Origin of the sequence: Variovorax ureilyticus (assembly GCF_037889935.1) — a bacterium.
Lineage (GTDB): Bacteria > Pseudomonadota > Gammaproteobacteria > Burkholderiales > Burkholderiaceae_C > Variovorax > Variovorax ureilyticus.
The window spans coordinates 518,626-543,032 of the sequence record NZ_JBBKZU010000001.1; the positions used below are offsets into that span (position 1 = coordinate 518,626).

Sequence of the window (24,407 nt, forward strand, 5' to 3'; positions counted from 1 at the left end):
ATATCGCATGCCTTTTCGACAAGAACCGCCCGCCGCCGACATGGCCCCAGGCCGCACTGCCGTGCTCTGGTGCAACCTGGGCTCGCCCGACGAACCGACGGCGAAGGCCGTTCGGCCCTATCTCGCGGAATTCCTCGGCGACCCGCGCGTCGTCGAAATTCCGAAGGCCGCATGGATGCCGATCCTGCACGGCATCATCCTGCGCACCCGGCCTGCGAAATCAGCCGCCAAGTACGCCAGCATCTGGATGCCCGAGGGTTCGCCGCTCAAGGTCTGGACGCAGAAGCAGGCCACCCTGCTGCGCGGCTGGCTCGGCGAGCGCGGCCATCGCCTGATGGTGCGCGACGCCATGCGCTACGGCCAGCCGTCCATCGCAAGCCGGCTCGACGAACTCAAGGCCGAAGGCGTCACCCGCGTGCTGGTACTGCAGGCCTACCCGCAGTACTCCGCCACCACGACGGCCAGCGTCATCGACGCCGTGAACGCGTGGAGCGCACGCGTGCGGCGCGTACCCGAGTTCCGCTTCGTCAACGACTACCACGACGATGCGGGCTACATCGATGCGCTCGCGCAAAGTGTGATGCGCCACTGGCAGCACAACGGCCGGCCGGACCAGCTCGTGATGAGCTTCCACGGCATTCCGTCGCGCAACATCCGGCTGGGTGATCCGTACCATGTGCAATGCGTGGTCTCCGCGCGCCTGCTGGCCGAACGCCTGCAGCTCACGCCCGACCAATACCGCGTCACCTTCCAGTCGCGCTTCGGCCGCGCGAAGTGGCTCGAGCCGTACACCGAGCCCACGTTGCGCGAACTCGGCGCCAAGGGCGTGAAGCGGGTCGACGTGATGTGCCCGGGCTTCCCCGCCGACTGCCTGGAGACGCTGGAGGAAATCGCGATGGAAGGCCGAGAAGCCTTCCTGCAGGCCGGCGGCAAGGAATTCACCTACATCCCCTGCCTCAACGACAGCCACACGTGGATCACCGCGCTCGCGGGCATCGCCGAGCGGCACATCGCAGGCTGGCCGACCGACTCTCGGGCGCGCGCTCAGTAGGCTCAGTAGCGCCCGAGGTAGTCGAGCTTGCCGATCGGCACGCCGCTGTGCCGCAGGATGTCGTACGCGGTCGTGAGATGGAAGAAGAAGTTCGGGATCGCGAACTGGAGCAGGTAGCGCTGGGCGGTGAACTTCAGTTCGTTGCCGCGGACCTTCATGACCACTTCGCGATCCTCGTGGCCGTCGATCAGCGAACGATCCACGGTGCCCAGATAGTCGATGGTCTTCGCGACGCGCGCCTGCAACTGCGCATAGGTCGCCTCGTCGTCCGGAAAGCTCGGCCCAGTGACGCCGGCGATGCGCGCCACGCCGAACTTGGAGGCATCGCTCGCGCTCTGGATCTGGCCTGCGAGCGTGAACATGTCCGGCGCGAGGCGCGCATCGAAAAGCTGCGAAGGGTCGATGCCCGAAGCCTGCGCATGCGCCAGGCCCTTGTCGAGGATGTGGGAAAGCTGGCCCAGCCCGCGGGTGAACACCGGGACCGAGACGTCATAGAGCGAAACCGCCATGAGATGACTCCGTGTTGTTTATGGCCGCGCGATTGTGCGGCCGCCACGAATCATGTGCTGGCTCTGCGCACAAAGGCCTCGATCGGGTCCAGATGCGCCGGCACGTTCAACGCCGGGGCGTGGCCGCAGCCTGGCACTTCGATGACCTGCAGGCGCCGCTTGTCGCCGGGGCCTCGGCGGTGCATTTCATCCAGCGTCTCGCGCAGGACGAGGTCCGAGTCCGCACCGCGAAGGCACAGCACCGGCGCTTCGATCGCGTCGTAGTGCGACCAGAGCACGTAGTCCTCGGGATGCGAGATGAACTGGCGCACCATCATCGGGTCGTAGTGCGGCGTCACGCGGCCGTCGGGCAGGCGCCGGGCGGAGGTCTCGGTCAGGCGCCGCCACTGCGCATCGCTGAGCCAGCCGTAGGGCTTGTAGACCGTGCGGAAGAAGGCTTCGAGTTCCGCCACCGTGTCGAAGGCCGGGGGCTGGCCCGCGTAGGCGCGGATGCGCTCCACCGCCTCCGCCGCAAGCTGCGGCGCGTTGTCGTTGAGCACGAGGCTCGCGATGCGCGGCTTCATCGCCGGCTCGACCAGCCCGCCCGCGCAGACCATGCCGATCGCACCGCCCATCGAAGTGCCGACCCAATGCACGCGCGTCAGCTTCAATTCGTCGCACAGCGCCGAGGCGAGCCTCGCGTAGAACGACAGCTTGTATTCGTCGTCCGGCGCCCTGCTCCACTGGCTCAGGCCCCGGCCGATCGTGTCAGGGCAGATCACGCGGAAGCCGCGCGCCGCGAAATGCGCCGCGAGTTCGTCCATGTCGCGGCAGGTGCGTGCAAGGCCATGCCATGCAATCACGACCGGGTCGCCCGCCCTGCCCCAGTCCATCCAGTGGATCTCGTACCCGGCGAGTTGCGCGTAGTTGGAAGTCGGTGTGTTCATTTCGATCGCCCTCGCATTCATTTACGCAGTCGGCCCACAATGCCCGTTGGGAAGTAATAGACCGAGAGCACGAACAGCACCCCGAGCCACAGCAGCCAGCGGTCCGGCGACAGCAGCGACGACAGCCCCGGCAAGCCGCTCGCGGCTTCGCTGCCGATGCGCAGCAGGTCCTGCAGATAGCTCTGCGCGACCACGAAGATCACGCTGCCGACCACCGCGCCGTACATCGTGCCCATGCCGCCGATGACCACGATCAGCAGCACGTCGATCATGATCTCGAAGCTCAGCGAGGTGTCCGGTCCGTTGTAGCGCAGCCAGATCGCAAGCATCGCGCCGGCCAGCGTCGCGAACAGCGCCGAGAGCACCGATGCGGTCGTGCGATACACCACCACGCGGTAGCCGATCGCCTCGGCGCGGAACTCGTTCTCGCGGATCGCCTGCAGCACGCGGCCGAACGGCGAGTTCACGATGCGCAGCAACGCGAGCACCAGCACCACCGCGAGCACGAAGAGCAGGTAGTAGCACAGCAGCCGCCCGTCGAGCGACACGCCGAGGAAGGGTTCTTCCGCGAACTCGAAGCTCGGCGAGATCAGTTCGGGCAACTTGAAGGTCAGGCCATCCTCGCCGCCGGTGAAATCCGACATCTGCGACGCCAGCGTCTGGAAGGCCGAGGCCACCGCGAGCGTGATCATCGCGAAGAAGATCGCGCGCACCCGCAGCGAGAACAGGCCGATCGCCAGCGACAGCACCAGCGAGATCGCCAGCGCCACGCCCAGCCCGAGCAGCAAGGCGCCCCAGCCCGAGCCCAGACGCGTCGCCGAGATCGCGACGCCGTAGGCACCGATACCGAAGAACATCGTCTGCGCGAAGCTCACGATGCCGGTGTAGCCGAGCAGCAGGTCGAAGCTCGCGACGAGCACGATGAACACCAGCACCTTGGCCGCTACGCTGAGGGCCTTGACGCCGGGGAAGATGAAAGGCGCGAAAGCCAGACCCAGCACCACGGCGAGCAGCAGCAGCGCCAGCAAGCGGTTGCGCGGCATGTCGTTGGAAAGAAGACGGGAAATCATGGTTCGTCCTTTCAACGGTTCGCGACGGGATAGACGCCCTGCGGACGCCATAACAAGACAGCGACCATCAGGAAGATGCTCGCGAACTGCGTGAGCGTCGGCATGAGGAAGCCGGTGTAGTTGTTCATCAGGCCCACGAGCAGCGCGCCGATCAGCGCACCGGTCGTCGAGCCGAGCCCGCCGATGATGATCACGATGAAGATCAGCACGTTGACCTGCGCGCCCATCTGCGGAATGAGGTTCTGCTGGAACAGGCCCCACATCACGCCGCCCAGGCCCGCCAGTGCGCTGCCCACCACGAACACGCCGACGAAGATCCGCCCGATGCGGTAGCCGAGCGACTCGACCATCTCGCGGTCCTGCACGCCGGCGCGAATCAGGAGGCCGATCTTGGTCCGGCCCAGCGTCCAGGCGAGCAGGCCGAAGACGAAGACGCCGACGATGACCGCGAGGATGCGGTACTTGCTGATCGCAGCGTCACCGATGAACAGCGAGCCGCGCAGCGCGTCGGGCAGCGGCAGCGGGATCTGGCCAGGACCCCAGATCACCTTGATCAGTTCCTCGCCGATGATCATCCCGCCCATCGTGATGAGGATCTGCTTCAGGTGCTGTCCGTAGACCGGCCGCACGATGAAGCGCTCGAATGCGAGGCCGACCGCGCCCGCAACCAGCATCGCGACCAGCATGGCCGGGAAGACGGCGACGAGATTGCGCCACAGTTCCTGCGAGCCGGTCCAGTCGCTCATGCCGCCGAGCACGGTGCTCGCCACGAAGGCGCCGAGCGCGATGAACACGCCATGGCCGAAGTTGAGAACGTCCATCAACCCGAAGACCAGCGTGAGGCCCGAGGCGATGATGAAGATGATCATCCCCATCGCGAGGCCCGCCACGGTGAGCGTGAGCCAGGTCGATACCGAGCCCGTCAGCGGCAAGGCAATCAGTGCGAGCAACGGCACGAGCGCCAGCGGTTTCCAGTCGAAGTCCTTGTTCATTCGTGCTCCCATGCTTGCCGCTTCGTGTGCTGCGCTGCCTGCCGAAGGGGTGCGCGCCTGCCCGGGGCGCTCCGTCGTCGCGCTCATAGTGCCAACCCCAGCAGCGACTGCTGCAAGGCTTCGTCAGCCGAGAACGCGGCCATGCTGCCGCTGTGCACCACGGCGCCGTTGTCCATCACGGCCACCGTGTCGCCCAGCCTTTGCGCGAAGTTGATGTTCTGTTCGACGAGCAGGATCGTCACGCCGCTCTTCTTGAGCTCGCTGAACGCGTCGATCATGTTGTTGATGATCGCGGGCGCGAGGCCCTTGCTGGGCTCATCGACGATCAGCAGCTCGCGCGGCTCGACGATCGCGCGCGACACCGCGAGCATCTGCTTCTGTCCACCCGAGAGCTTGCCCGCGGGATGGTTCCAGAATTTCTCGACCGCGGGGAAGAGCTTGAAGATCCACTTGAGCCGCGCGTCGTCCATCTGGTCGGCGTTCTTCGCGGCGCGTGCGGCGAGCAGCATGTTCTCCTTGACGGTGAGGTCCGAGAAGATGCCCATGTTCTCGGGCACGTAAGCGATGCCGAGTTCCGCGATCTGCGGCGTGTGCATCGCGGTGATGTCGGTGCTGCCGAAGCGCACGCTGCCCTGCGATGCATGCCACAGGCCCATGATGGTCCGCAGCGTGGTGGTCTTGCCCGCGCCGTTGCGGCCGAGGAGCATGGTGAGCTGCCCTTTGGGCACCGCGAGATTCACCCCATGAAGGATGTGATACGCGCCGATGTGCGTGTGCACGCCGCTCAGTTCCAGCAAATTGGTCGTGGTCATTGAAAACCTCCGTGCTTTCGCACTGCGGTGCGATTGCCTTCGGGCGGCCGGGCGGCACTCATGCGACCTCCTTCGCGACGCCGAGATAGGCCTCCTGCACCACCGGCGAGGCGATCACCTCGGACGGCTCGCCATCGGCCACGAGCTGGCCGTTGTGCAGCACGATGATGCGGTCCGCGAGTTCGCGCACCACATCCATCTTGTGCTCGACCAGGAGGATGGTTTTCGTCTTGTCCTTCTTGAGCGCGCGGATCAGGTCGAGGATCACCGGCGCCTCGGCCGCGTTCATGCCGGCGGTCGGTTCGTCGAACATGAACACCTTGGGTTCGAGCGCCATCAGCAAGGCGACTTCGAGCTTGCGCTGGTCGCCGTGCGGAAGGCTCGCGACGGTCGCGTGCTCCTTGGCCTTGAGCGCGACGTCCGCAAGGATCTGGTCGGCGCGCTCCGTCAGCGCGCGGTGGTCGCTCCAGATGCTCCAGAGATTGAGGCCGCGCCGGTGCGCGCCTTCGCGCGTCGCCTGCACCGCGAGACGCACGTTCTCCAGCACCGTGAGGTTGGGGAACAGGTTGGTGAGCTGGAACGCGCGCCCCAGCCCCGCCCGCGTGCGCGCCGAGGCCGGCAGGCCCGAGAGCGATTGCCCGTCGAGCGTCACCGTGCCCTCGGTCGCCTTGAGCTGGCCCGAGATGAGGTTGAAGTAGGTGGTCTTGCCGGCGCCGTTGGGGCCGACGATGGCAGTCAGCGTGCCGGGCGCGAAAGCGCAGCTCACGGCATTGACCGCCACGTGGCCGCCGAAGCGGATGGTCAGGTTTCGGGTCTCGAGCATCGATCGAAGGTTGAAGCCGCCTTGCGGCGGTGCGGTTTGGAGTTTGGAATCAGCAGGTGCCGATCACGAAGTAGTTGGTTCCGGTCTGCTTCAGGGTCGTGGTGACGAAGGTGTTCCACAGGCCCATGTTCTGGTTGGAACCGTTGGCATAGGTGTAGCCGCCGGTCTGCGTGGCGCGGCCGGCAGTGGTGTGGGCGTAGTTGCTCGCGGTGTAGCAGACCGGCGTGGTGCCGCCGCCGCTGGCGAGCGTGGTGCCGGTGGCGGCGGCCGACATCGCGCCTTCGACGTTGCTCGCGTCCACCGCGGTCACGGTCCAGCTGTAGGTGGTCGATGCGGCAAGCCCGGTGTCGGTGTAGCTGGTGGCGGAGACCGCCGACGCGTTGACCTTGCTGCCGCCGCGGTAGACGTTGTAGCTCGCGGCGCCCGAAACGGCGTTCCACCCGATCACCATGCTGCTGCTGGTCGCACCGGAAGTGCCGACGCCGCTCGGTGCGGCGAGCGTCGATCCGCCGCCACTGCCGCCGGTCGAGCCGCTCGTCACGCGATCGACCATGGCCTTGATCGCGGCCATCTGCGGGCCGGACTTCTTCGCGTAGTTCGCGTTGTCGTAGCCCCACCAGTCGAAGCAGCTGTTGGTCGCCGCGGTGCTGGTCTGCGGATAGATCAGCACGATGTTGTTGGTGTCGGCCCAGCGGTTGTAGCCGGTGTTGCGCACGTACTTGTCGCCGATGTCGCTGTAGTTCTGCTTGCAGCCGTGCAGCACCACGTGCACACGGCACGAGGTGCTGTTGCAGCTTTGCGGCACGTAGATCCAGCCGGTCGTGGCCATGCCGTGGCCGCTCACGAAATCGGTCTGGTTGAACTCGGTGAAGGTGCCCGAGAGCGTGCCGTTGTTGCGCGCGTTCAGCGTGCCGTAGAGGTACTGGAGGATGTCGCCCGCGAGGTCGAAGCCGCAGTTGTCGATGTAGGGCGAGGCCGTCGTGCTGCAGCTGCTGCCGTAGTCGTCGGTGATCATCGCGTGACCGGAGCCGATGGTGTTCTTGTAGAAGGTGTTGGCCGTCGGAACGAAGCTCTGGTAGTAGGTCTTCAGATCGTTCATCACGGCCTGCACCACCGTGTTGTCCGAGGTGCCGGAGTAGAGATAGACCTTCGAGTTCGCGAGGTTCGACACCGGATCGATCGTGCCGCTCGACGCCCAGCTGTTGGTGGTGCTCACCAGGGACGACACCGGGATGCTGCTGCTGTGCGACATGCAGCGGCCGGTCGCGTTGACGATCGATCCCTCGGCGCAGTAGTACGGCCCGCCCGCCACGACGCCTGCCCCGCGCTTGAAGGTCGCCGAATAGGCGACGTGCAGCTGCACGGCCATGAACCCGCCGGCGGACAGCCCCGACACGCTGACCTCCGCCGCATTGGCCCCGAGCGCCAGCAGCGGCACCGCGCCCATTGCCGCATGGCCCGCCAGCGCGGCGAAGGCCGCGACCATGCTCATCTTCATCGTCATCCAGTTGCGCTTCATCGTTGTCTCCATTTGGTTTTTCGAGGTGCACTGAACCGACCCCTCTTGCGAGGGGACAGATGGGGAAAGCATTGCTGGCTAGGCGACTGAAGCCAGGAACCCCGCGGAACCGGCTCGGCCGGGCCGCCGGGGTTGCCCCCTGAAAGGGGGTGTCAGAGCGACACGAAGTGCGCGAGGCTGGGGGTCAGCGCTTGTTCCTGATGGGAATGTCCATCTCTTCGGGCTTGATCTCGTGGACCAGCTCGGGCACACCCCACGCAAAGGCCGGATCCACCTTGATCTTGAAGTGGTACATGCTCTGCATCGCCTGGTGGTCTTCCTTGCGGAAGGTCATCTTGCCCTTCGGGGTGTCGAAGCTCATGCCTTCCATGGTCGAAATGAGCTTGTTGGTGTTGGTGTCGCCGCCCGTCTTCTTGAGCGCGGTCACCAGCGCCATCGCGGCCGAGAAGCCGCCGGCGGTGAAGAAGTCCGGCGGCGTCTTGAATTCCTTGTAGTGCGCCGCGACCATCGCCTCGTTCACCGGGTTCTTCGGGATACCGAAGTAGTAGTAGGCCGCGCCTTCCATGCCCGGCAGCGCCTTGTAGGCCGCCATCGCCGGCAGGATGTTGCCGCCGGTCGCGATCTCGATGTTGTAGCGCTTGAGGTCGAGGTCGACGATCTTGAACGGGTTGCCCGCGCCCGCCCACACGATCCAGATGATCTTGCGGCCCGGCTGGTCCTTGAGCTTGTCGATCAGGCGCTGCGCGCCGGCGGTGAAGTCGGTCGTCGCCGCGGGCAGGTATTCCTCATGGGCCAGCTTGGCCTTCTTGAGGGCGTCCTTGAACGCCTTGACGCCGTCGCGGCCGAAGGCGTTGTCCTGCGCGAGCGTGGCGACGGTGACGCCGGGCTTGTCGATCGCGACCGCGTTGGAGATCGCGTCCTGCGAGCTGTTGCGGCCGGTGCGGAAGATGTACTTGTTCCACTTGTCGCCGGTGATCGAATCGGCCACGGCCGGCTCGACCAGCAGGATCTTCTTGTATTCCTCGGCCACGGGCAGCATCGCGAGCGCGACGCCCGAAGACGTCGGCCCGACCGCGATCGCGGCCTTGTCGTCCGCATAGGCCGCCGCCAGCAGCGACTTGCCGAGGTCCGGCTTGCCCTGGTCATCCTTCTCGATCACGACGAGCTTCTTGCCGTTGACCATCATGGTCCCGCCGGTGGCGTAGTCCAGGCCCATCATCAGGCCGGTCTGCGTCTGCTTGCCGTAGGCTTCGAGCGGCCCGGTCTTGCTGTAGATATGGGCGATGCGGATCTCGTTGGACTGCGCCCAGGCCGGTGCGGTCAGGGTGGTGACAGCCGCAGTGGCCATGGCAGCCAGCGCGACGAGGTGACGACGTTGCATTCTTTGTCTCCAGATGAAGGTGACTTAATGTTGCACAGTTCGTGCCACATCAAGGCTCACCCCCAGGCTCGCGCACTTCGTGTCGCTCTCCACCCCCTCTCCGGGGGCAACCCCGGCGGCCCGGCGGAGCCGGTTCCGCGGGGTTCCTGGCTTGAGGAGCGAGATGCCCAAGTTCAGAACAAAGAGATTGTCTGAATTTCAGGCATTTGTATTTTCCTTATTCAGGGTTTTCCAGACGTTCGTAGAGCGTTGCGCGCGAGATGCCGAGCAACCGTGACGTCGCGAGCTTGTTCCCGCCGGTCTCCGCCATCGCGGCGGCGATCGCCTTGCGCTCCAGCTCGGCGACCTGCTGCGCGAGCGGTCGCAGCAGCAGGGCACGCTCGTCCGCTTCGGTGGCGGCCTCGGGCTGCATGCGGGTCGGCGGCGCGATGTTCTCCTGCCCTGCTTCGCGCAGGATGCGTTCGAGTTGCGGCGCATCGATGCGCTGCGAATCGCTGCGCATGGTGACTTGTTCCAGCACATTGCGCAGCTCGCGGATGTTGCCGCGCCAGTGCTGCGCGGCCAGCAGTGCGAGCGCGTCGGGCGTCAGTTCGGGCGGTGCTTCGCCGCTGCGCAGCGCCATGTCTTCGCCCAGCGCCTCCACCAGCGCGGGGATGTCGCCCCGGCGCTCCCGCAGCGGCGGCACGCGCACCGGCAGCACGTTGAGGCGGTAATACAGGTCTTCGCGGAAGCGCCCTTCCCGCACCAGCGCCGCCAGATCCCGCGACGTCGCGGCGATCACGCGGGCATCGAACGGCACCAGCTTGTTCGACCCCAGCGGCTCGATCTCGCCTTCCTGCAAGGCGCGCAGCAGCTTCGCCTGCAGGCCCAGCGGCATGTCGCCGATTTCGTCGAGGAACAGCGTGCCGCCATCGGCCAGCTTGAACTTGCCCTCGCGCGCCTTGCGATCCGCGCCGGTAAAAGCGCCGGGCGCAACGCCGAAGAACTCGGCTTCGAGCAGCGTGTCCGGGACCGCAGCGATGTTCACGCTCACGAAAAGGCCCTGCGCCCGCGACGACGCCGCGTGGATCGCATGGGCCAGCAGTTCCTTCCCCGTGCCGGTCTCACCCAGCAGCAGCACCGGGCTCGACGACTGCGCCGCACGCCGCGCATGGCGCTTGACCTCCACCGCCGCCGGGCTGCTGCCGATGAAGCTCGCGAAGGTGTACTTGGAACGCCGCTGCCCGTCGGCCGACTGCTGGTAGAGCGGATTGGCCCGCTGGCTCGCCAGTTCGCGCCGCGCATCGTCGAGGTCGCGCTGGAGCAGCGCGAACTTGCTGATCAGCGGCTGCAGCGTCGTCTCGGGATGATCGAACAGCACGATGCCGATCGCGCCGATCACTTCGCCCATCGCCGCGCCCTCGCGCTCCTCGCGCAAAGGAATGCGGCTGACCACGAAAGTCCCGGCCTTGTTGGTCAGCAGATCGACCAGGATCGGCTCGCCGGTTTCGAGCACGCGGCGCATCTGCGTGTTGGGGATCACATCCTCGACCATGTGGCCGAGGAACTGGTCGATCGATGAAAAGCCCAGCGCCGGCAGGAAGCGCCGATAGCCCTCGTTGACCCACACGATGCGCCCGGTGCGATCGACCAGGAACATCCCCTGGCTGATGCTGGAGAACAGATGGAACATCGACCGCGCGGCCAGCGCGAGGATGCCGTCGGCATCGAGCGGGAGTGCAGGTGGAGCGGCGGTGGGGGGTGGCATGGGCGGGATCGTAGCGTTCTCTGCGCGGCCTCAGGACAGGCCTTCCCTTCACGCAAGAAAGATCCCCTGAAGACGCGATGCACACCGACACCGGCACGATCATTCGCCTTGTTATGCTCCGCGATTTCCAGAGGCCTATCGGCCTCGCGATGGCGTTGCGACGGCTGATCCTGCCGGCCGACGACGCCTTTTTTGCGGAACCCCACTCTCATGAGGAATCTCCGGCTTCCGGCGCTCCCGCTCGTCGCGTCCCTGTTGCTGCTTTCCGCGTGCGCCGTCCCGCGTCCACCTGAAAAGGCAGACGCGCCGATACCACCGGCCTGGAGCAACCCGCTCCCCGCCTCCACCGCTCCGTTGCCGCACGGCGGCTCGCTTCCGACACTCGGCCAGTGGTGGGAGCAATTGCATGACCCGCTGCTGGTCGAGCTCATCTTTGCTTCCGAATCCGTGAGCCCCACGGTCGCAAGCGCAGGGGCGCGCATCGCGGAAGCGCGGGCCACGCGTGTGTCGGCCGGTGCAGCGCTGATTCCGAATCTCAACAGCCAGCTTTCGGCCAGCCGCGGCAATTCGCCGACGTCCGGGTTCACCGGTGCATCGACCAGCACCGATGGCGTGAGCACCAGCCTGCCGATCCTGACGACCGGGCAGGCCGCGCTGCAATCGAGCTGGGAGATCGACCTGTTCGGCGGCCTTCGCGCGAACCGGGACGCCAGCCAGGCGCGGCTCGCGGGTGCGGATGCGAAGTGGCATGACGCGCGCGTTTCGGTCGCAGCCGAGACCGCAAACACCTACCTGGCCGAGCGCGCCTGCCGCCGGCAACTCGCAGTGTCCTCTTCCGATGCGCAATCGCGTGCCGAGACGGCGCGCCTCACCGATCTGTCGATGCGCGCGGGGTTCACCGCGCCGGCCGATGCGGCGCTCGCGCGCGCGAGCGCCGCCGAAGCGTCGGGGCGGCTCACGCAGCAGCGGGCGCAATGCGCAGTGCTCGAACAGGCGCTGGTGTCGCTCACGGGCATCGAGGCGCCGGTGCTCAAGGCCAAGCTCGAGGCGGCGCCGATCGATGTCGCGCTGCCGGCCGTTCAGGCCGTCCACAGCGTGCCGGCCGAAGCGCTCTCGCAACGGCCCGATGTGTATGCGGCCGAACTCGGCGTTGCGGCCGCGAGCGCCGATGCAGGCGCCGCGCTCGCGCAGCGCTTTCCGAGGCTGACGCTGCAAGGCTCGATCGCCACCGTGCAGGTGCGCACGGGCGGTTTCCGCGAGACCTTCGACACCTGGACCATCGGCCCGCTCGCGCTCAACCTGCCGATCTTCGACGGCGGCACGCTCGCGGCCAACGAAGCGGCGGCGAAGGTTCGCTACGACGAGGCGGTCTCCCAATACCGCGCGAGCGTGCGACAGGCGGTGCGCGAGGTCGAGGAGGCGCTGATCAACCTCCGCAGCACCGACGATCGGGCCGAGGACGCCGAGACCGCGGTGCGCAACTACCAGGCGTCGTTCGACGCGACGCAGGCACGCTTCAGCACCGGACTGGCGAGCCTGTTCGATCTGGAAGACGCCCGGCGCACGCTGTTCGTCTCGCAGACCTCGCGCGTGTCGCTGCAGCGCGAACGCGCCGAAGCTTGGGTCGCGCTCTACCGTGCCATGGGCGGCGGCTGGTCGCGGCCCGAATCCGTCGCAACGGCGGCCCCTGCGGCCGCTCCGTCACCCTCACAAGAATGAAGAAGCGCTCTACTCTCATCCTCATCGCACTGCTTGTGCTCGTGCTCGCGGGCGCAGGGTTCTGGCTTGTCCGCGGCAAGTCGCCAGGCGGCGAACATGCGAAGGCGGCGGCCTCGGCCGCCCGGCCCACGCTCACGGTCACGGTCGCCAAGCCGGAAACCAGCGAGCTCAACGTCACCCTTTCCGCCAACGGCAATGTCGCCGCGTGGCAGGAAGCCAGCATCGGCTCCGAGTCCACCGGCCTGCGACTCGCCGAAGTGCGCGTCAACGTGGGCGATGCGGTCAAGAAGGGCCAGGTGCTCGCGGTGTTCTCCGGCGAATCGGTGGATGCCGACGTGGCGCAGGCCAAGGCCTCGCTGGCCGAGGCGCGTGCGACCGCCGCCGATGCGGCAGGCACCGCGGCGCGTGCGCGCACCTTGCAGGCGACCGGCGCGATGAGCCAGCAACAGATCAACCAGTACACGACCGCCGAGCAGACCGCCAAAGCGCGCGTGGAGGCGGCGGAAGCGGTGCTCGCGGCGCAGCAGGTGCGCGGCCGCAACACCAAGGTGATGGCGCCGGACGACGGCGTGATCTCCTCGCGCACCGCGACCGTGGGCAGCGTGGTGTCGGCGGGCACCGAACTCTTCCGGCTGATCCGCCAGGGCCGTCTCGAATGGCGCGCGGAGATCACGTCGTCCGAACTCGGCCGCATCGCGGTCGGCACGCCCGCGGTTGTCGTAAGCGCGACCGGCGCGATGGTCAACGGCAAGGTGCGCAGCGTCGCGCCCACGGTCGACCCGCAGACGCGCGCCGCATTGATCTACGTGGACATCCCCGACGTGCAGCAGAACACCGGCATCAAGGCCGGCATGTTCGCGCGCGGAGATTTCATGCTGGGCCGCAGCAGCGCGGTCACGGTGCCGCTCGCCTCGGTGGTGCCGCGCGATGGCTTCAATCACCTGCTGGTGATGCAGCCCGACAGCCGCGTCTCGATGCTGCGCGTGGAGACCGGACGCCGCGTCGGCGACCGGGTCGAGATCACGACGCCGCTGCCGCCCGATGCGCGCGTGGTCGTGCAGGGCGCGGGATTCCTGAACGACGGCGACCTGGTGCGCGTCGTGGACGCGTTGCCCGGCAATCCGACAAATGGAGCTGCCAAGTGATTCACCCTCCACATCCGATGAATCCGGCGCAGCCAAGGTCAGGAATCCCGCGGAACCGGCTTTGCCGGGCCGCTGGGATTGCCCCCTGGAAGGGGGTGCAGAGCCACACGAAGTGGGCGAGGCTGGGGGTGGTATGAATGTTTCCGCCTGGTCGATCCGCAATCCGATCCCGGCGGTGATGCTTTTCGTGCTGCTCACCTTCGCCGGTCTGCTGTCCTTCAACGCCATGAAGGTGCAGAACTTCCCCGACATCGACCTGCCGACGGTCACCGTTTCGGCAGCGCTGCCGGGCGCATCGCCATCGCAGCTCGAGAACGACGTCGCGCGCAAGATCGAGAACTCGATCGCCACCGTGCAGGGCCTCAAGCACATCACGACCAAGGTGCAGGACGGCGCCGTGACGCTGATCGTCGAGTTCCGCCTCGAGAAGCCGGTGCAGGAAGCGGTCGACGATGTCCGCTCCGCGGTGCAGCGCGTGCGCGCCGACCTGCCTGCGGACCTGCGTGATCCGGTCATCACCAAGCTCGACTTCGCGGCGCAGCCGGTGCTGGCGTTCACGATCTCCTCGTCGCGCATGGACGACCAGGAGCTCTCGTGGTTCGTCGACAACGACGTGACCCGCCGCCTGCTCGCAATCAGCGGCGTGGGCGCGGTCAATCGCGTGGGCGGCGTCACTCGGCAGGTGCACGTCGATCTCGACCCGGGCAAGCTGCAGGCGCTCGGCGCAACCGCGGCCGACATCTCGCGCCAGTTGCGGCAGCAACAGATCGAAAGCGCCGGCGGCCGCACCGACCTGGGCGGCAGCGAGCAGCCGGTGCGCACGCTCGCCACGGTGCGTTCGGCGAACGAGATCGCGGACATCCAGATCTCGCTGACGGATGGCCGGCGCATCCGGCTCGACCAGGTGGCGCGCATCAGCGACACCATTGCGGAGCCGCGCGCCGCCGCCTTCCTCGACGGCAAGCCGGTGGTCGGCTTCGAGGTCGCGCGCAGCCGCGGCGCGAGCGAGGTCGAAGTGGGCGATGCGGTGCAGAAGGTGCTCGCGCAGATGCGCGCCGAGCGGCCCGATATTCATCTGACCGAGGCCTTCAACTTCGTCGAGCCGGTGCGCGAGGAATACGAAGGCTCGCTGCACCTGCTGTACGAAGGCGCCATCCTCGCGGTGGTGGTGGTGTGGCTGTTCCTGCGCGACTGGCGCGCGACCTTCGTGTCCGCCGTTGCGCTGCCGATGTCGGTGATCCCGGCGTTCGTCGGCATGTACCTGCTGGGTTTTTCCATCAACGTGGTCACGCTGCTCGCGCTGTCGCTGGTGGTCGGCATCCTGGTGGACGACGCGATCGTGGAGGTCGAGAACATCGTGCGCCACCTGCGCATGGGCAAGACGCCCTACCAGGCCGCGATGGAGGCGGCCGACGAGATCGGCCTTGCGGTGATCGCGACCACCTTCACGCTGATCGCGGTGTTCCTGCCGACCGCCTTCATGAGCGGCGTGGCCGGCAAGTTCTTCAAGCAGTTCGGCTGGACGGCCTCGCTCGCGGTGTTCGCCTCCCTCGTGGTGGCGCGGATGCTCACGCCGATGATGGCGGCGTACATCCTCAAGCCCATCGTCACGGCCGAGAAGGAACCGCGCTGGCTCGCGGCATACATGCGACTGGCCGAAGCCTCGATGCGCCATCGTTTCGTGACCATGGTGCTCGCGACCCTCTTCTTCTTCGGCTCGGTGGCGATGATTCCGCTGCTCAAGACCGGCTTCATCCCGCCGGACGACAACTCGCAGACGCAGGTCTACCTCTCTCTCGCGCCGGGCGCGACGCTCGCGCAGACCACCGCGATGGCGGAGGAAACACGACGGCGCGTGATGGCGGTCGAGCACGTGCGCAGCGTCTACACCACGGTCGGCGGCGGCAGCGCGGGCGGCGATCCCTTTGCGAACATGGGCACGCCGGAGACCCGCAAGGCAACGCTCACGATCCAGCTCGATCCGCGCGGCGACCGCCCTCGCAAGCAGGTGATCGAGAACAAGATCCGCGCGGCGCTCGAAACGCTGCCCGGCGTGCGCAGCACCGTCGGCCTCGGCGGCTCGGGCGAAAAGTACATCCTCGCGCTCTCCGGCGACGACCCGAATGCGCTCACCACGGCCGCACGCGCAGTGGAACGCGACCTGCGCACCATCCCGGGCCTCGGCAACATCACGTCGACCGCGAGCCTGATCCGTCCCGAGATCGCGGTGCGGCCCGACTTCGCGCGCGCGGCCGACCTCGGCGTGACCAGCACGGCCATCGCCGACACGCTGCGCGTCGCCACGCTCGGCGACTACGACCAGAACCTGCCCAAGCTCAACCTCGCGCAGCGGCAGGTGCCGATCGTGGTCAAGCTGGAGGACTCGGCGCGGCAGGACCTCTCGCTGCTCGAACGCCTCGCGGTGCCCGGTGCGCGCGGGCCGGTGATGCTGGGCCAGGTGGCCACGCTCGCCATCGAAGGCGGCCCGGCAGTGATCGACCGCTACGACCGGTCGCGCAACGTCAACTTCGAGATCGAGCTTTCGGGCGTGGGCCTCGGCGACGCGAAGGATGCGGCCATGAAGCTGCCCTCCATCCGCAGCCTGCCACCCGGCGTGCGTGTCGCCGAGGTGGGCGATGCGGAAGTGATGACCGAACTCTTCAACAGCTTCGGCCTCGCGATGCTGACCGGCGTGCTGTGCATCTACATCGTGCTGGTCTTGCTGTTCAAGGACTTCCTGCATCCGATCACCATCCTGTGCGCGCTGCCGCTCGCGCTCGGCGGCGCATTCGTCGGGCTGCTGGTCGGGCAGAAGGCGCTGTCGATGCCCTCGCTGATCGGCCTGATCATGCTGATGGGCATCGCGACGAAGAACTCGATCCTGCTGGTCGAATACGCGATCGTCGCTCGCCGCGACCATGGCATGAGCCGTTTCGACGCGCTGCGCGACGCCTGCCACAAGCGGGCTCGGCCGATCATCATGACCACGCTCGCGATGGGCGCGGGCATGGCGCCGATCGCCTTCGGCTGGAGCGCGGCGGATTCGAGCTTCCGCTCGCCGATGGCCATGGCGGTGATCGGCGGACTCATCACCTCCACCGTGCTGAGCCTCCTGGTGGTGCCGGCCGTGTTCACCTATGTGGACGACACCGAGCACTGGATTCGCAAGACGGTCAAGCGCATTCGTGGAGCGATGCCTCACGGCCACGGCCACGATGCTGGCGATAGACTCCCGCCATCGTCGATCGACAGAGGTACACCGTGATCAACATCCTTCAGCGTGTGACGGTTTCCGGCGCCTTTCTGGGCATCTCGTTGACTGCCTTTGCGCAGGCTCCCGACCTCGCGCAAGCCCAGAGGCAGTACGACGAGCAGGTCGCGAAGTGCAACAGCGGCTCGCTGCCCCGGCCGCAGCGCGATGCCTGCATCCGCGACGCCGGCGCTGCGCTGGATCGGGCGCGCGGCGGTGCCACCGGCAACGTCACCACGCGTTCGCAGGATCGGCGCTCCACCGTGGTCAAGCCGGAAGGCGCGCCCGTGCCCGGCGGCACGAAGACGGTCCGGTCGGGCGATCGCCGCTCGACCGTGGTGACACCGCAAGGCACGCCCGCACCGGCCGGATCGGCGACGGTCACCTCGCCGGACGGCCGCTCCACGGTGGTGGTGCCGGCGCAGCCGCAGCGCTGAATTTCAGGGAAAGCCCCGCACCTCCGCCAGCATCGCGACGAGGCGCTGCACGTCGAGCACGACGAGCGCCTTGCCGTGCTTCTCCAGAACGCCCGCGCGTTGCAGCGCATTGAGCTCGCGCGTGACTTGCTCGCGGTTGGTGCTGACCCGGCTCGCCAGCTCGGCATGTGTGGGCGCCGGATCCAGGCGCGCGCGATTGGCATCGACGCCCGCCTCGCGCGCCAGACGCAGCAGCTCGGCATGCACCCGGTTCTGCACGCCCATCGTGCTCAGGTCGATGACGCGCTCCGACAGTTGCCGCACCAGCGAGGTCAGGCTCTGCATCACGCGCTCGGCCACCGTCGGCTCGCTGCGCAGCAGTTCGAGGAACGCAAGGCGATCCAGGCTCGCGACCACGCTCGGCCTCAGCGTCACCACATCGGCCGAACGCGGCCGGCCATCGATGGCGGCGATCTCGCCGAGGTGCTCGCCTTCGTTCAGATCGCGGAAGGTGATCTGCCGCCCGTTGGCCGAATAGGTGGTCACGCGCAGTTGGCCCGACACCAGGAAATAGACGTCGCTCTTCTCTTCGGAGCGCAACAGGAGCGGCGTGTCGGCCGGAACGTTCTGCCACAGGCATTGCTGGGCCAGTTGATCGAGCCGCTGCTGCGACAGCCCGTCGAGCAGTGCGATCTGCTTCAGGGCCAGGCTGGAACGCTGGATGGTCATTCGTGTGAAGCAGTTGAGAAAACCTGTGCGCAAACGCACAGCGCAAATGGCCTGCCGACGCCACAGTACAGCCCTGTGATCCAGCGATTCCCCGCCGTCACACATCAAGGCTTCAAGGAGATTTCAACATGAATGCAAAACTATTTCTCGGCATCTCCGCACTCGCGCTTGCCGGTGCCGTATCCGCTCAGACCGTCCCGGCCGAGCAATGGGTCGGTGCACCGATTCCCGCCATGGGCCATTTCAGCCGCGCAGAAGTAGCGGCGGACCTGTCCTCGAGCCGCGCGACCTACGCGAGCGCGCCCGCGGAATACCGTGTCGGTCCTGCTGATGCGAAGACCGGCGCCATGAGCCGCGCCGAAGTCGCCGCCGACGAGCGCCTGTGGATTCGCTCCGGCATGGGCGAGGTCGCGAACCGCGACAACTTCGATCCGAACAGCGCGGAATACCGCCAGCAGATGGCCGCCTACCAGCGCATGCGCAACGGGCCGGAATTCATGGCCGAGGTGCAGCGCGCGCAGAGCACGCGCACGATGAGCCTCGCGAGGTTCGGCCGTGGCTCGGCCGCTGCCGAATAGGCATTCGAACAAGCAGTAGCGTCGCGAACGCCGCGGACCGCTGGAGCGGTCTGCGGCGTCTTTTTGCGTGCGGGGCCGCCCCGGAAAATCAGGCCAGCTTCGGCTTCGCGTTCATCCGCTTGGCCAGGCGCGGCAACACCAGTACCGCCAGGATCACGACAATCAGCGCGATCGACATCGGCCGCTGGAAGAACACCGACGCACTGCCCTCGCCGATCGACATCGCGTTGCGAAGCTGCGCTTCGGCGAGCGGCCCGAGGATCATCCCGACCACCACCGGCGCGGTCGGAAAGTCGAAGCGGCGCATGACGACGCCCAGCACGCCGATGGCGTAGAGCAGCAGCAGGTCGAAAGCGCTCTGCCGCATGCCGTAGGCGCCGACCGTCGCGAAGATCAGGATGCCGGCGTAGAGCTGCGGCTTCGGGATCTTGAGCAGCTTGACCCACAGGCCCACCATCGGCAGGTTCAGCACCAGCAGCATGACGTTGCCGATGTAGAGCGATGCGATCAGCGCCCACACCAGCGCGGCCGAGGTAGTGAAGAGCTGCGGCCCCGGCTGGATGCCGTAGTTCTGGAACGCGCCGAGCAGGATCGCCGTGGTATTGGACGTCGGGATGCCGAGCGTCAGCAGCGGGATCAATGCCGCGGTCACCGTCGCGTTGTTCGCGGCCTCGGGGCCGGCCACGCCTTCGATCGCGCCCTTGGTGCCGAATTCGGCGCGGGCCTCCGGGTCCTTCACCAGCTTCTTTTCGGCCGCATAGCTCAGGAAAGTCGGGATCTCGGTGCCGCCGGCCGGGATGCAGCCGAAGGGCGTGCCGATGGCGGTGCCGCGCAGCCATGCGGGGATCGAGCGCTTCCAGTCGCGCGCCGTCATGTGCACACGGCTGAGCTTGTTCTGCCCTTCGACGACACGGCCTTCGTACAGCACCGCATAGAGCACCTCGGCCACTGCGAACAGTCCGACCGCGACCAGCACGATCTCGATGCCGTCGAGCAGTTCGGGAATGCCGCCGGTGTAGCGGCCCTGCCCCGAGATCTGGTCGAGGCCGATGCAGCCGGCCGCCAGGCCGATGAACAGCGCCGTCATGCCGCGCAGGGTGCTCTTGCCGAGCACCGCGCTCACCGTGGTGAAGGCCAGCAGCATCAGCAGGAAGTACTCCGGCGGGCCGAGCCGCACAGCGAAGTCGGCGACGAACGGCGCGAACAGCGTGACCACCACCGTGGCGATGGTGCCGGCCACGAACGACCCGATGGCCGCGGTGGCCAGCGCGGCGCCCGCGCGTCCGCTCTTGGCCATCTTGTTGCCTTCCATGGCGGTCACCATGCTGGCGGTTTCGCCCGGCGTGTTGAGCAGGATGGAGGTGGTCGAGCCGCCGTACATGGCACCGTAGTAGATGCCCGAGAAGAAGATCATCGACGCGGTGACGTCGACCTTGCCGGTGATCGGCAGCAGCATCGCGACCGCGACCGCCGGGCCGATGCCGGGGAGCACGCCGACCGCCGTGCCGAGGGCGCAGCCGACCAGGCACCAGAGAAGATTCGCCGGCGTGATCGCGAGCGCGAAGCCGTGCAGCAGTGCGTTGAAAATGTCCATGTCAGATCCAGCCCGTCGCAGTCAGGCCCGGGAGGTTGATCGCCAGGAACTTCGTGAACATCCAGTACACCGGCGCGGAGATGACGAGACCGGTCGCGAGGTCGATGAACCACGTGCGCGGCGAATTCGCGATCGGCTGCCCGCTGGCGCGGCGCAGGCCCTGCACCGCGAGCAGATAGCACAGCGCGCAGCTCAGGACGAAGCCGATGGTCGTGATGAGCCCGGCATTGAGCATCAGCCCGGCCGAGACCCAGACGAACCCGGTCCAGTACGGAGGTGCGGAGTCCGACTCTTCCATTTCGCGGAAGCCGCCGGTGCGCGCTTCCCAGACGATCCACGCGCCGCACACGGTGAGCGCGATCGAGACCAGCCAGGGCAGGAAGTTGGGTCCGACGCCGCCGTAGCCGGCCTCGGACGAGATGCCGATCGCGCCGAACGCGAGGGCAAGGCCGGTGACCAGGACCCCGACGCCGACCAGCGTCTGGGGCCAGTTCGCTGGCGTCGGCATCGAGGTCAGTTCGGCCTCCACGATCAGACCATTCCCGACTTGACCATGGTGGCGCGCAGGCTCGCGAACTCGTCGTCCACGAACTTGGCAAAGGCATCGCCCGAGAGCACCGCCGGCGTCCAGTCGTTCTTCTTCACCGCCTCCGCCCAGGCCGGCGTCTTCACCGCGGCCAGCACGAGGTCGGTCAGGGCCTTGCGCTGCTCGGGCGTGATGCCCGGCGCACCGTACACGCCGCGCCAGTTGCCGATCTCGACGTCGATGCCCTGCTCCTTGAGCGTCGGCACGTTGATGCCGGGCAGCCGCTGCGCCGAGGTGACGGCGATCGGCTTCATCTTGCCGGCGTTGATGTATTCGGCGAATTCGCTGAAGCCGCTGCCGCCCACCGTGACGTTGCCGCCCAGGATGGCCGCGGTGGCCTCGCCGCCCCCACGGAAGGCGACGTAGTTGATCTTGGACGGATCGACACCCACCCGCTGCGCGATCATCGCCGCCGCGATGTGCTCGGTGGAACCGCGCGAGCCGCCGCCCCACTTCACGCTGCCCGGGTCCTTCTTGAGCTGTTCGATCACGTCCTTCATGCTCTTGAACGGCGAGTTGGCCGGCAGCACGAAGACGTTGTATTCGCTGGTCAGGCGAGCGATCGGCGTGGCCTGCGAGAGCGACACCGGCGGCTTGCCGGTGATGATGCCGCCCAGCATCACGGCGCCCATGATCATCATCGCGTTCGGGTCGCCCTTGGAGCCGTTGACGAACTGCGCCAGGCCCAGTGCGCCGGCCGCGCCGCCCTTGTTGTCGAAGGTGACCGTATCGGCCAGCTTGCCGTCGGTCAGGGCCTTGCCGAGCGCGCGCCCGGTGGTGTCCCATCCGCCGCCCGGATTGGCGGGGATCATCATCTTGATGTTGGCGCCGGCCCATGCCGACAGCGGCAAGGCACCGGTGGCCGCCAGCGCGACCATGGATTTCAGAAACGTGTCTCGGCGCATTCGATGTCTCCTTTGTTTGGACCTGAGTAGAAGCTGACGCCGGTATGATGCGCCGCCCCGCTGTCAGTTGGCTGTCCAGCGGACTGGGGTAAACACCGAAAATCCCGGCATGAAGCTGCTGCTAGTCGAAGACGACGCGTCGATGCAAACCACGCTGCAGCGCACGTTCGGGCGCCGCCAGATCGACGTGCGCGTGTGCGGCGATGGCGCACAGGCCATCGCGCAATGGCGTTCGCTCGAACCCGACGTGGTGGCGCTCGACCTGAGCCTTCCCAACCTCGACGGCCTGCAGGTACTCGCACAGGCCCGCGCCGCCGGGCTGCGCACGCCGGTGCTGCTGCTGACCGCGCGCGGCACGGTCGGCGACCGCATCATGGGCCTGAACGCCGGCGCCGACGACTACCTGCCCAAGCCCTTCGACCTCGACGAACTGGAGGCGCGCATCCGCGCCCTGCACCGCCGCAACCAGAGCGCGGGTGCCGATTCGCCCGCGCGGCTGCCCGAAGTCGGCGGCCTTCGCTACGACGCCGAGAACGGCGCGATCTACCACCGCGCCGAGGTGCTCGAACTCACGCCGCGCGAACTCGCGCTGCTGAAGGCGCTGATGGTCAAGCCCGGCCACGCGGTTTCGAAGGAGCGCCTGTTCGAGCTGGTCTTTCCCGGCGAGATGGACGTGCAGTACGAGGCCATCGAAGTCGTGGTCTACCGCCTGCGCAAGAAGCTCGCGACCACGGGCGTCACGCTGATGACGCTGCGCGGACTGGGCTACCTGCTGCGCGAAGAAACATGAAGCCGGTGTCTTCGCTGCGCGCGAGGCTGCTGATCGGCATCCTCGCGCCGATCGCGCTCTTCATCGTCATCAACAGCGTGAGCCTCTACCGCCAGAGCCTGGCCGCCGCGACCACCGCCTACGACCGCACGCTGCTCGCCTCGGCAAAGACGATTGGCGAAGAGCTGGACGTGAATGGCTACGACGATCAGGCGCAGCTTCGCGCCATCGTGCCCTACTCCGCGCTCGAAGCCTTCGAGGCCGACAACCAGAGCCGCATGTACTACCGGGTGTCCGCGCTCGGCGGCGACCTCGTTTCCGGCTTCGAAGACCTGCCCGTCTGGCACGGCAAGCTGCCGGACCGGCCGCCCTATGCGGCGCTGGTGGACTTCTACGACGCCGAGTTCCGCGGCATGCCGGTGCGCGTCGCCGTCTTGCTGCAGCCGGTGGCGAGCCCGCGGGGACGCGGCATGGCCGTCGTGCAGGTCGCCGAGACACTGGAGCTGCGGGAGACGCTGGCGCGCAAGCTGCTCATCGACACCCTCTGGCGGCAACTGGTGCTGATCTCGGTGATCGCCGCGGTCACGGTGGTGGTCGTGCAGCGCGCGACGCGGCCGGTGCGCGAGCTGGGCGAGGCGATCGAGGCCCGCGCCGACGACGACCTCTCGCCCATCGACGCGCCCGACGCGCCGCGCGAACTGCGCCCGTTGGTCGATGCGACCACGCGCGTCATGGGGCGGCTCCAGCGCCTGCTGGACCACCAGAAGCGATTCGTGCGCGACAGTGCGCACCAGTTGCGCACACCGCTGGCGGTGCTCAAGGCACAGGTGCAGTCCGCGCGCCGCGGCGACGTGCCGGCGGATCAGGCGCTCCGCGAAATCAGCCAGACCGTCGAACGCGCGACGACCCTGGCCAACCAGATGCTGTCGCTCGCGAAGGTCGAGCAGCTGCGGCAGCAGCCCGAATCGGTGACGCTGGACCTCGCCGAATGCGTGCGCGACATCGCGCTCGACGTGTCCCCGCTGATCGCGGACAAGGCGCTCGATTTCGAGCTCTCGGCCGCGCCCGCGGCGGTGCCGGTGCGCGCGCACCGCTGGATGCTGCAGGAGCTGTCGCGCAATCTGCTGCACAACGCCATCAAGCACAGCCCGCCCGGCGGCGCGCTGTGGGTCCGGGTGGCGGCGGATGCGCAGTCGGCCATGCTGACCGTGAGCGACGAGGGCTCGGGCATTTCGGACGAGTTGCGCCAGCGCCTGTTCGCGCCGTTCGCGGCCGGCGACGTGGCGAGCGGCTCCGGGCTCGGGCTGGCGATCTGCCGCGAGATCGTGCTGGCGCTCGGCGGCACCATCGCACTGGAAAACCGGGAATCCGGCGGACAGGTGATCGGGCTCGATGCCGTGGTCCACCTGCCGCTGGCGCGCGACAATCGGTGACTCATGGATCGCCTACGCATCGACAAATGGCTCTGGGCCGCGCGCTTCTACAAGACGCGCTCGCTCGCCGCCGACGAGATCGGCAAGCATCGCGTTCAGGTCAACGGCGAGGTCGCCAAGGCCTCGCGCGAGGTGAAGCCGGGCGACAAGGTCACGGTGCGGCTCGGCCCGTTCACGCGCGAGGTGCTGGTGCGCGGACTCAGCGGCCAGCGCGGGCCGGCGCCGGTCGCTCAGCAGCTCTACGAAGAAACGCCGGAAAGCCTGGCGGCGCAGGCTGCCGTGCGGGAGCAGCGCCGTCTCGGCAGCGAGCCCGCGCTCAGCATCGAGCAGGGCCGCCCGACCAAGCGCGACCGGCGCGAACTGGAAAGCGCCCGGCGCGGCAACTGGGACAACCGCTGGAGCGCATCGCTCGACGACGACGAGTGAGCCGAGGCCACGCTCCGCCGCCTGGCG

23 protein-coding genes are annotated in these 24,407 nt (G+C 67.5%); 10 read left to right on the top strand and 13 right to left on the bottom strand.

The features are described 5' to 3' along the window. Positions 1-7: 7 nt before the first annotated feature. Complete coding sequence (gene hemH, locus WKW77_RS02505) at positions 8-1,051, top strand: ferrochelatase (protein WP_340355231.1); 1,044 nt, start codon at positions 8-10, stop codon at positions 1,049-1,051. A 2-nt stretch (positions 1,052-1,053) separates the two neighbouring features. On the opposite strand, the gene WKW77_RS02510 is transcribed toward hemH, so the two are convergent. The 9 genes from WKW77_RS02510 to WKW77_RS02550 form a co-directional block, all read right to left on the bottom strand. Continuing rightward, on the bottom strand, positions 1,054-1,560 hold the full coding sequence (locus WKW77_RS02510) for a DUF1993 domain-containing protein (protein ID WP_340355232.1): 507 nt from the start codon (positions 1,558-1,560) through the stop codon (positions 1,054-1,056). A 50-nt stretch (positions 1,561-1,610) separates the two neighbouring features. Continuing rightward, a complete protein-coding gene (locus WKW77_RS02515; RefSeq protein WP_340355233.1) occupies positions 1,611-2,486 on the bottom strand; it encodes an alpha/beta fold hydrolase in 876 nt (291 codons plus the stop codon). 17 nt (positions 2,487-2,503) lie between these two features. Continuing rightward, positions 2,504-3,556, bottom strand: coding sequence for a branched-chain amino acid ABC transporter permease (locus WKW77_RS02520; protein WP_340355234.1), 1,053 nt, complete (start codon positions 3,554-3,556; stop codon positions 2,504-2,506). An 11-nt stretch (positions 3,557-3,567) separates the two neighbouring features. Then, the gene (locus WKW77_RS02525; RefSeq protein ID WP_340355235.1) at positions 3,568-4,548 is read right to left on the bottom strand and encodes a branched-chain amino acid ABC transporter permease; all 981 of its coding nucleotides are present in this window, start codon (positions 4,546-4,548) and stop codon (positions 3,568-3,570) included. A gap of 83 nt (positions 4,549-4,631) precedes the next feature. After that, entirely contained in the window at positions 4,632-5,360 is a 729-nt protein-coding gene (locus WKW77_RS02530) for an ABC transporter ATP-binding protein (RefSeq protein ID WP_340355236.1), read from the bottom strand. Between the two features lie 58 nt (positions 5,361-5,418). Further along, positions 5,419-6,183: an ABC transporter ATP-binding protein gene (locus tag WKW77_RS02535; RefSeq protein ID WP_340355237.1), complete on the bottom strand. Its 765-nt coding sequence runs from the start codon at positions 6,181-6,183 to the stop codon at positions 5,419-5,421. Between the two features lie 49 nt (positions 6,184-6,232). Beyond that, a complete protein-coding gene (locus tag WKW77_RS02540; RefSeq protein WP_340355238.1) occupies positions 6,233-7,702 on the bottom strand; it encodes an extracellular catalytic domain type 2 short-chain-length polyhydroxyalkanoate depolymerase in 1,470 nt (489 codons plus the stop codon). Between the two features lie 184 nt (positions 7,703-7,886). Next, on the bottom strand, positions 7,887-9,083 hold the full coding sequence (locus WKW77_RS02545; RefSeq protein ID WP_340355239.1) for a substrate-binding domain-containing protein: 1,197 nt from the start codon (positions 9,081-9,083) through the stop codon (positions 7,887-7,889). 217 nt (positions 9,084-9,300) lie between these two features. Then, the gene (locus tag WKW77_RS02550; protein ID WP_340355240.1) at positions 9,301-10,830 is read right to left on the bottom strand and encodes a sigma-54 interaction domain-containing protein; all 1,530 of its coding nucleotides are present in this window, start codon (positions 10,828-10,830) and stop codon (positions 9,301-9,303) included. Positions 10,831-10,907: 77 nt separating this feature from the next. Between WKW77_RS02550 and WKW77_RS02555 the strand changes: the two genes are divergently transcribed. The 5 genes from WKW77_RS02555 to WKW77_RS02575 all read left to right on the top strand — a co-directional run bounded on the left by WKW77_RS02555 (position 10,908) and on the right by WKW77_RS02575 (position 17,381). Then, complete coding sequence (locus tag WKW77_RS02555; RefSeq protein WP_340355606.1) at positions 10,908-11,123, top strand: hypothetical protein; 216 nt, start codon at positions 10,908-10,910, stop codon at positions 11,121-11,123. Further along, positions 11,041-12,549, top strand: a complete 1,509-nt coding sequence (locus WKW77_RS02560) for an efflux transporter outer membrane subunit (RefSeq protein WP_340355241.1) — start codon at positions 11,041-11,043, stop codon at positions 12,547-12,549. The genes WKW77_RS02555 and WKW77_RS02560 overlap by 83 nt, the downstream gene beginning before the upstream one ends. Then, complete coding sequence (locus tag WKW77_RS02565; RefSeq protein WP_340355242.1) at positions 12,546-13,694, top strand: efflux RND transporter periplasmic adaptor subunit; 1,149 nt, start codon at positions 12,546-12,548, stop codon at positions 13,692-13,694. The genes WKW77_RS02560 and WKW77_RS02565 overlap by 4 nt, the downstream gene beginning before the upstream one ends. A gap of 133 nt (positions 13,695-13,827) precedes the next feature. Then, positions 13,828-16,959 carry an efflux RND transporter permease subunit gene (locus tag WKW77_RS02570; protein WP_340355243.1) on the top strand — a complete coding sequence of 1,044 codons (3,132 nt, stop codon included), beginning with the start codon at positions 13,828-13,830 and terminating at the stop codon, positions 16,957-16,959. Further along, positions 16,956-17,381, top strand: a complete 426-nt coding sequence (locus WKW77_RS02575) for a hypothetical protein (RefSeq protein ID WP_340355244.1) — start codon at positions 16,956-16,958, stop codon at positions 17,379-17,381. The genes WKW77_RS02570 and WKW77_RS02575 overlap by 4 nt, the downstream gene beginning before the upstream one ends. 3 nt (positions 17,382-17,384) lie before the next feature. Here the strand turns inward: WKW77_RS02575 and WKW77_RS02580 are convergent, their stop codons facing one another. Beyond that, a complete protein-coding gene (locus WKW77_RS02580; RefSeq protein ID WP_340355245.1) occupies positions 17,385-18,089 on the bottom strand; it encodes a Crp/Fnr family transcriptional regulator in 705 nt (234 codons plus the stop codon). A gap of 128 nt (positions 18,090-18,217) precedes the next feature. Between WKW77_RS02580 and WKW77_RS02585 the strand changes: the two genes are divergently transcribed. Beyond that, a complete protein-coding gene (locus WKW77_RS02585) occupies positions 18,218-18,667 on the top strand; it encodes a hypothetical protein (protein WP_340355246.1) in 450 nt (149 codons plus the stop codon). Between the two features lie 88 nt (positions 18,668-18,755). Here WKW77_RS02585 and WKW77_RS02590 read toward each other — a convergent pair whose 3' ends face one another. From WKW77_RS02590 to WKW77_RS02600, 3 genes are read right to left on the bottom strand one after another with little or no spacing between them, the layout of a single operon-like run. Further along, positions 18,756-20,261, bottom strand: coding sequence for a tripartite tricarboxylate transporter permease (locus WKW77_RS02590; protein ID WP_340355247.1), 1,506 nt, complete (start codon positions 20,259-20,261; stop codon positions 18,756-18,758). A 1-nt stretch (position 20,262) separates the two neighbouring features. Continuing rightward, positions 20,263-20,769, bottom strand: coding sequence for a tripartite tricarboxylate transporter TctB family protein (locus tag WKW77_RS02595; protein WP_340355590.1), 507 nt, complete (start codon positions 20,767-20,769; stop codon positions 20,263-20,265). A 23-nt stretch (positions 20,770-20,792) separates the two neighbouring features. Further along, a complete protein-coding gene (locus WKW77_RS02600) occupies positions 20,793-21,752 on the bottom strand; it encodes a Bug family tripartite tricarboxylate transporter substrate binding protein (protein WP_340355248.1) in 960 nt (319 codons plus the stop codon). A 109-nt stretch (positions 21,753-21,861) separates the two neighbouring features. Between WKW77_RS02600 and WKW77_RS02605 the strand changes: the two genes are divergently transcribed. The 3 genes from WKW77_RS02605 to WKW77_RS02615 are packed head-to-tail and all read left to right on the top strand — an operon-like array spanning position 21,862 to position 24,380. Further along, positions 21,862-22,542, top strand: a complete 681-nt coding sequence (locus tag WKW77_RS02605; protein WP_340355249.1) for a response regulator transcription factor — start codon at positions 21,862-21,864, stop codon at positions 22,540-22,542. Continuing rightward, positions 22,539-23,954, top strand: coding sequence for a sensor histidine kinase (locus WKW77_RS02610; protein WP_340355250.1), 1,416 nt, complete (start codon positions 22,539-22,541; stop codon positions 23,952-23,954). Before WKW77_RS02605 ends, WKW77_RS02610 begins: the two co-directional genes overlap by 4 nt. Positions 23,955-23,957: 3 nt before the next feature. Further along, a complete protein-coding gene (locus tag WKW77_RS02615) occupies positions 23,958-24,380 on the top strand; it encodes an RNA-binding S4 domain-containing protein (protein WP_340355251.1) in 423 nt (140 codons plus the stop codon). Positions 24,381-24,407: the final 27 nt, after the last annotated feature.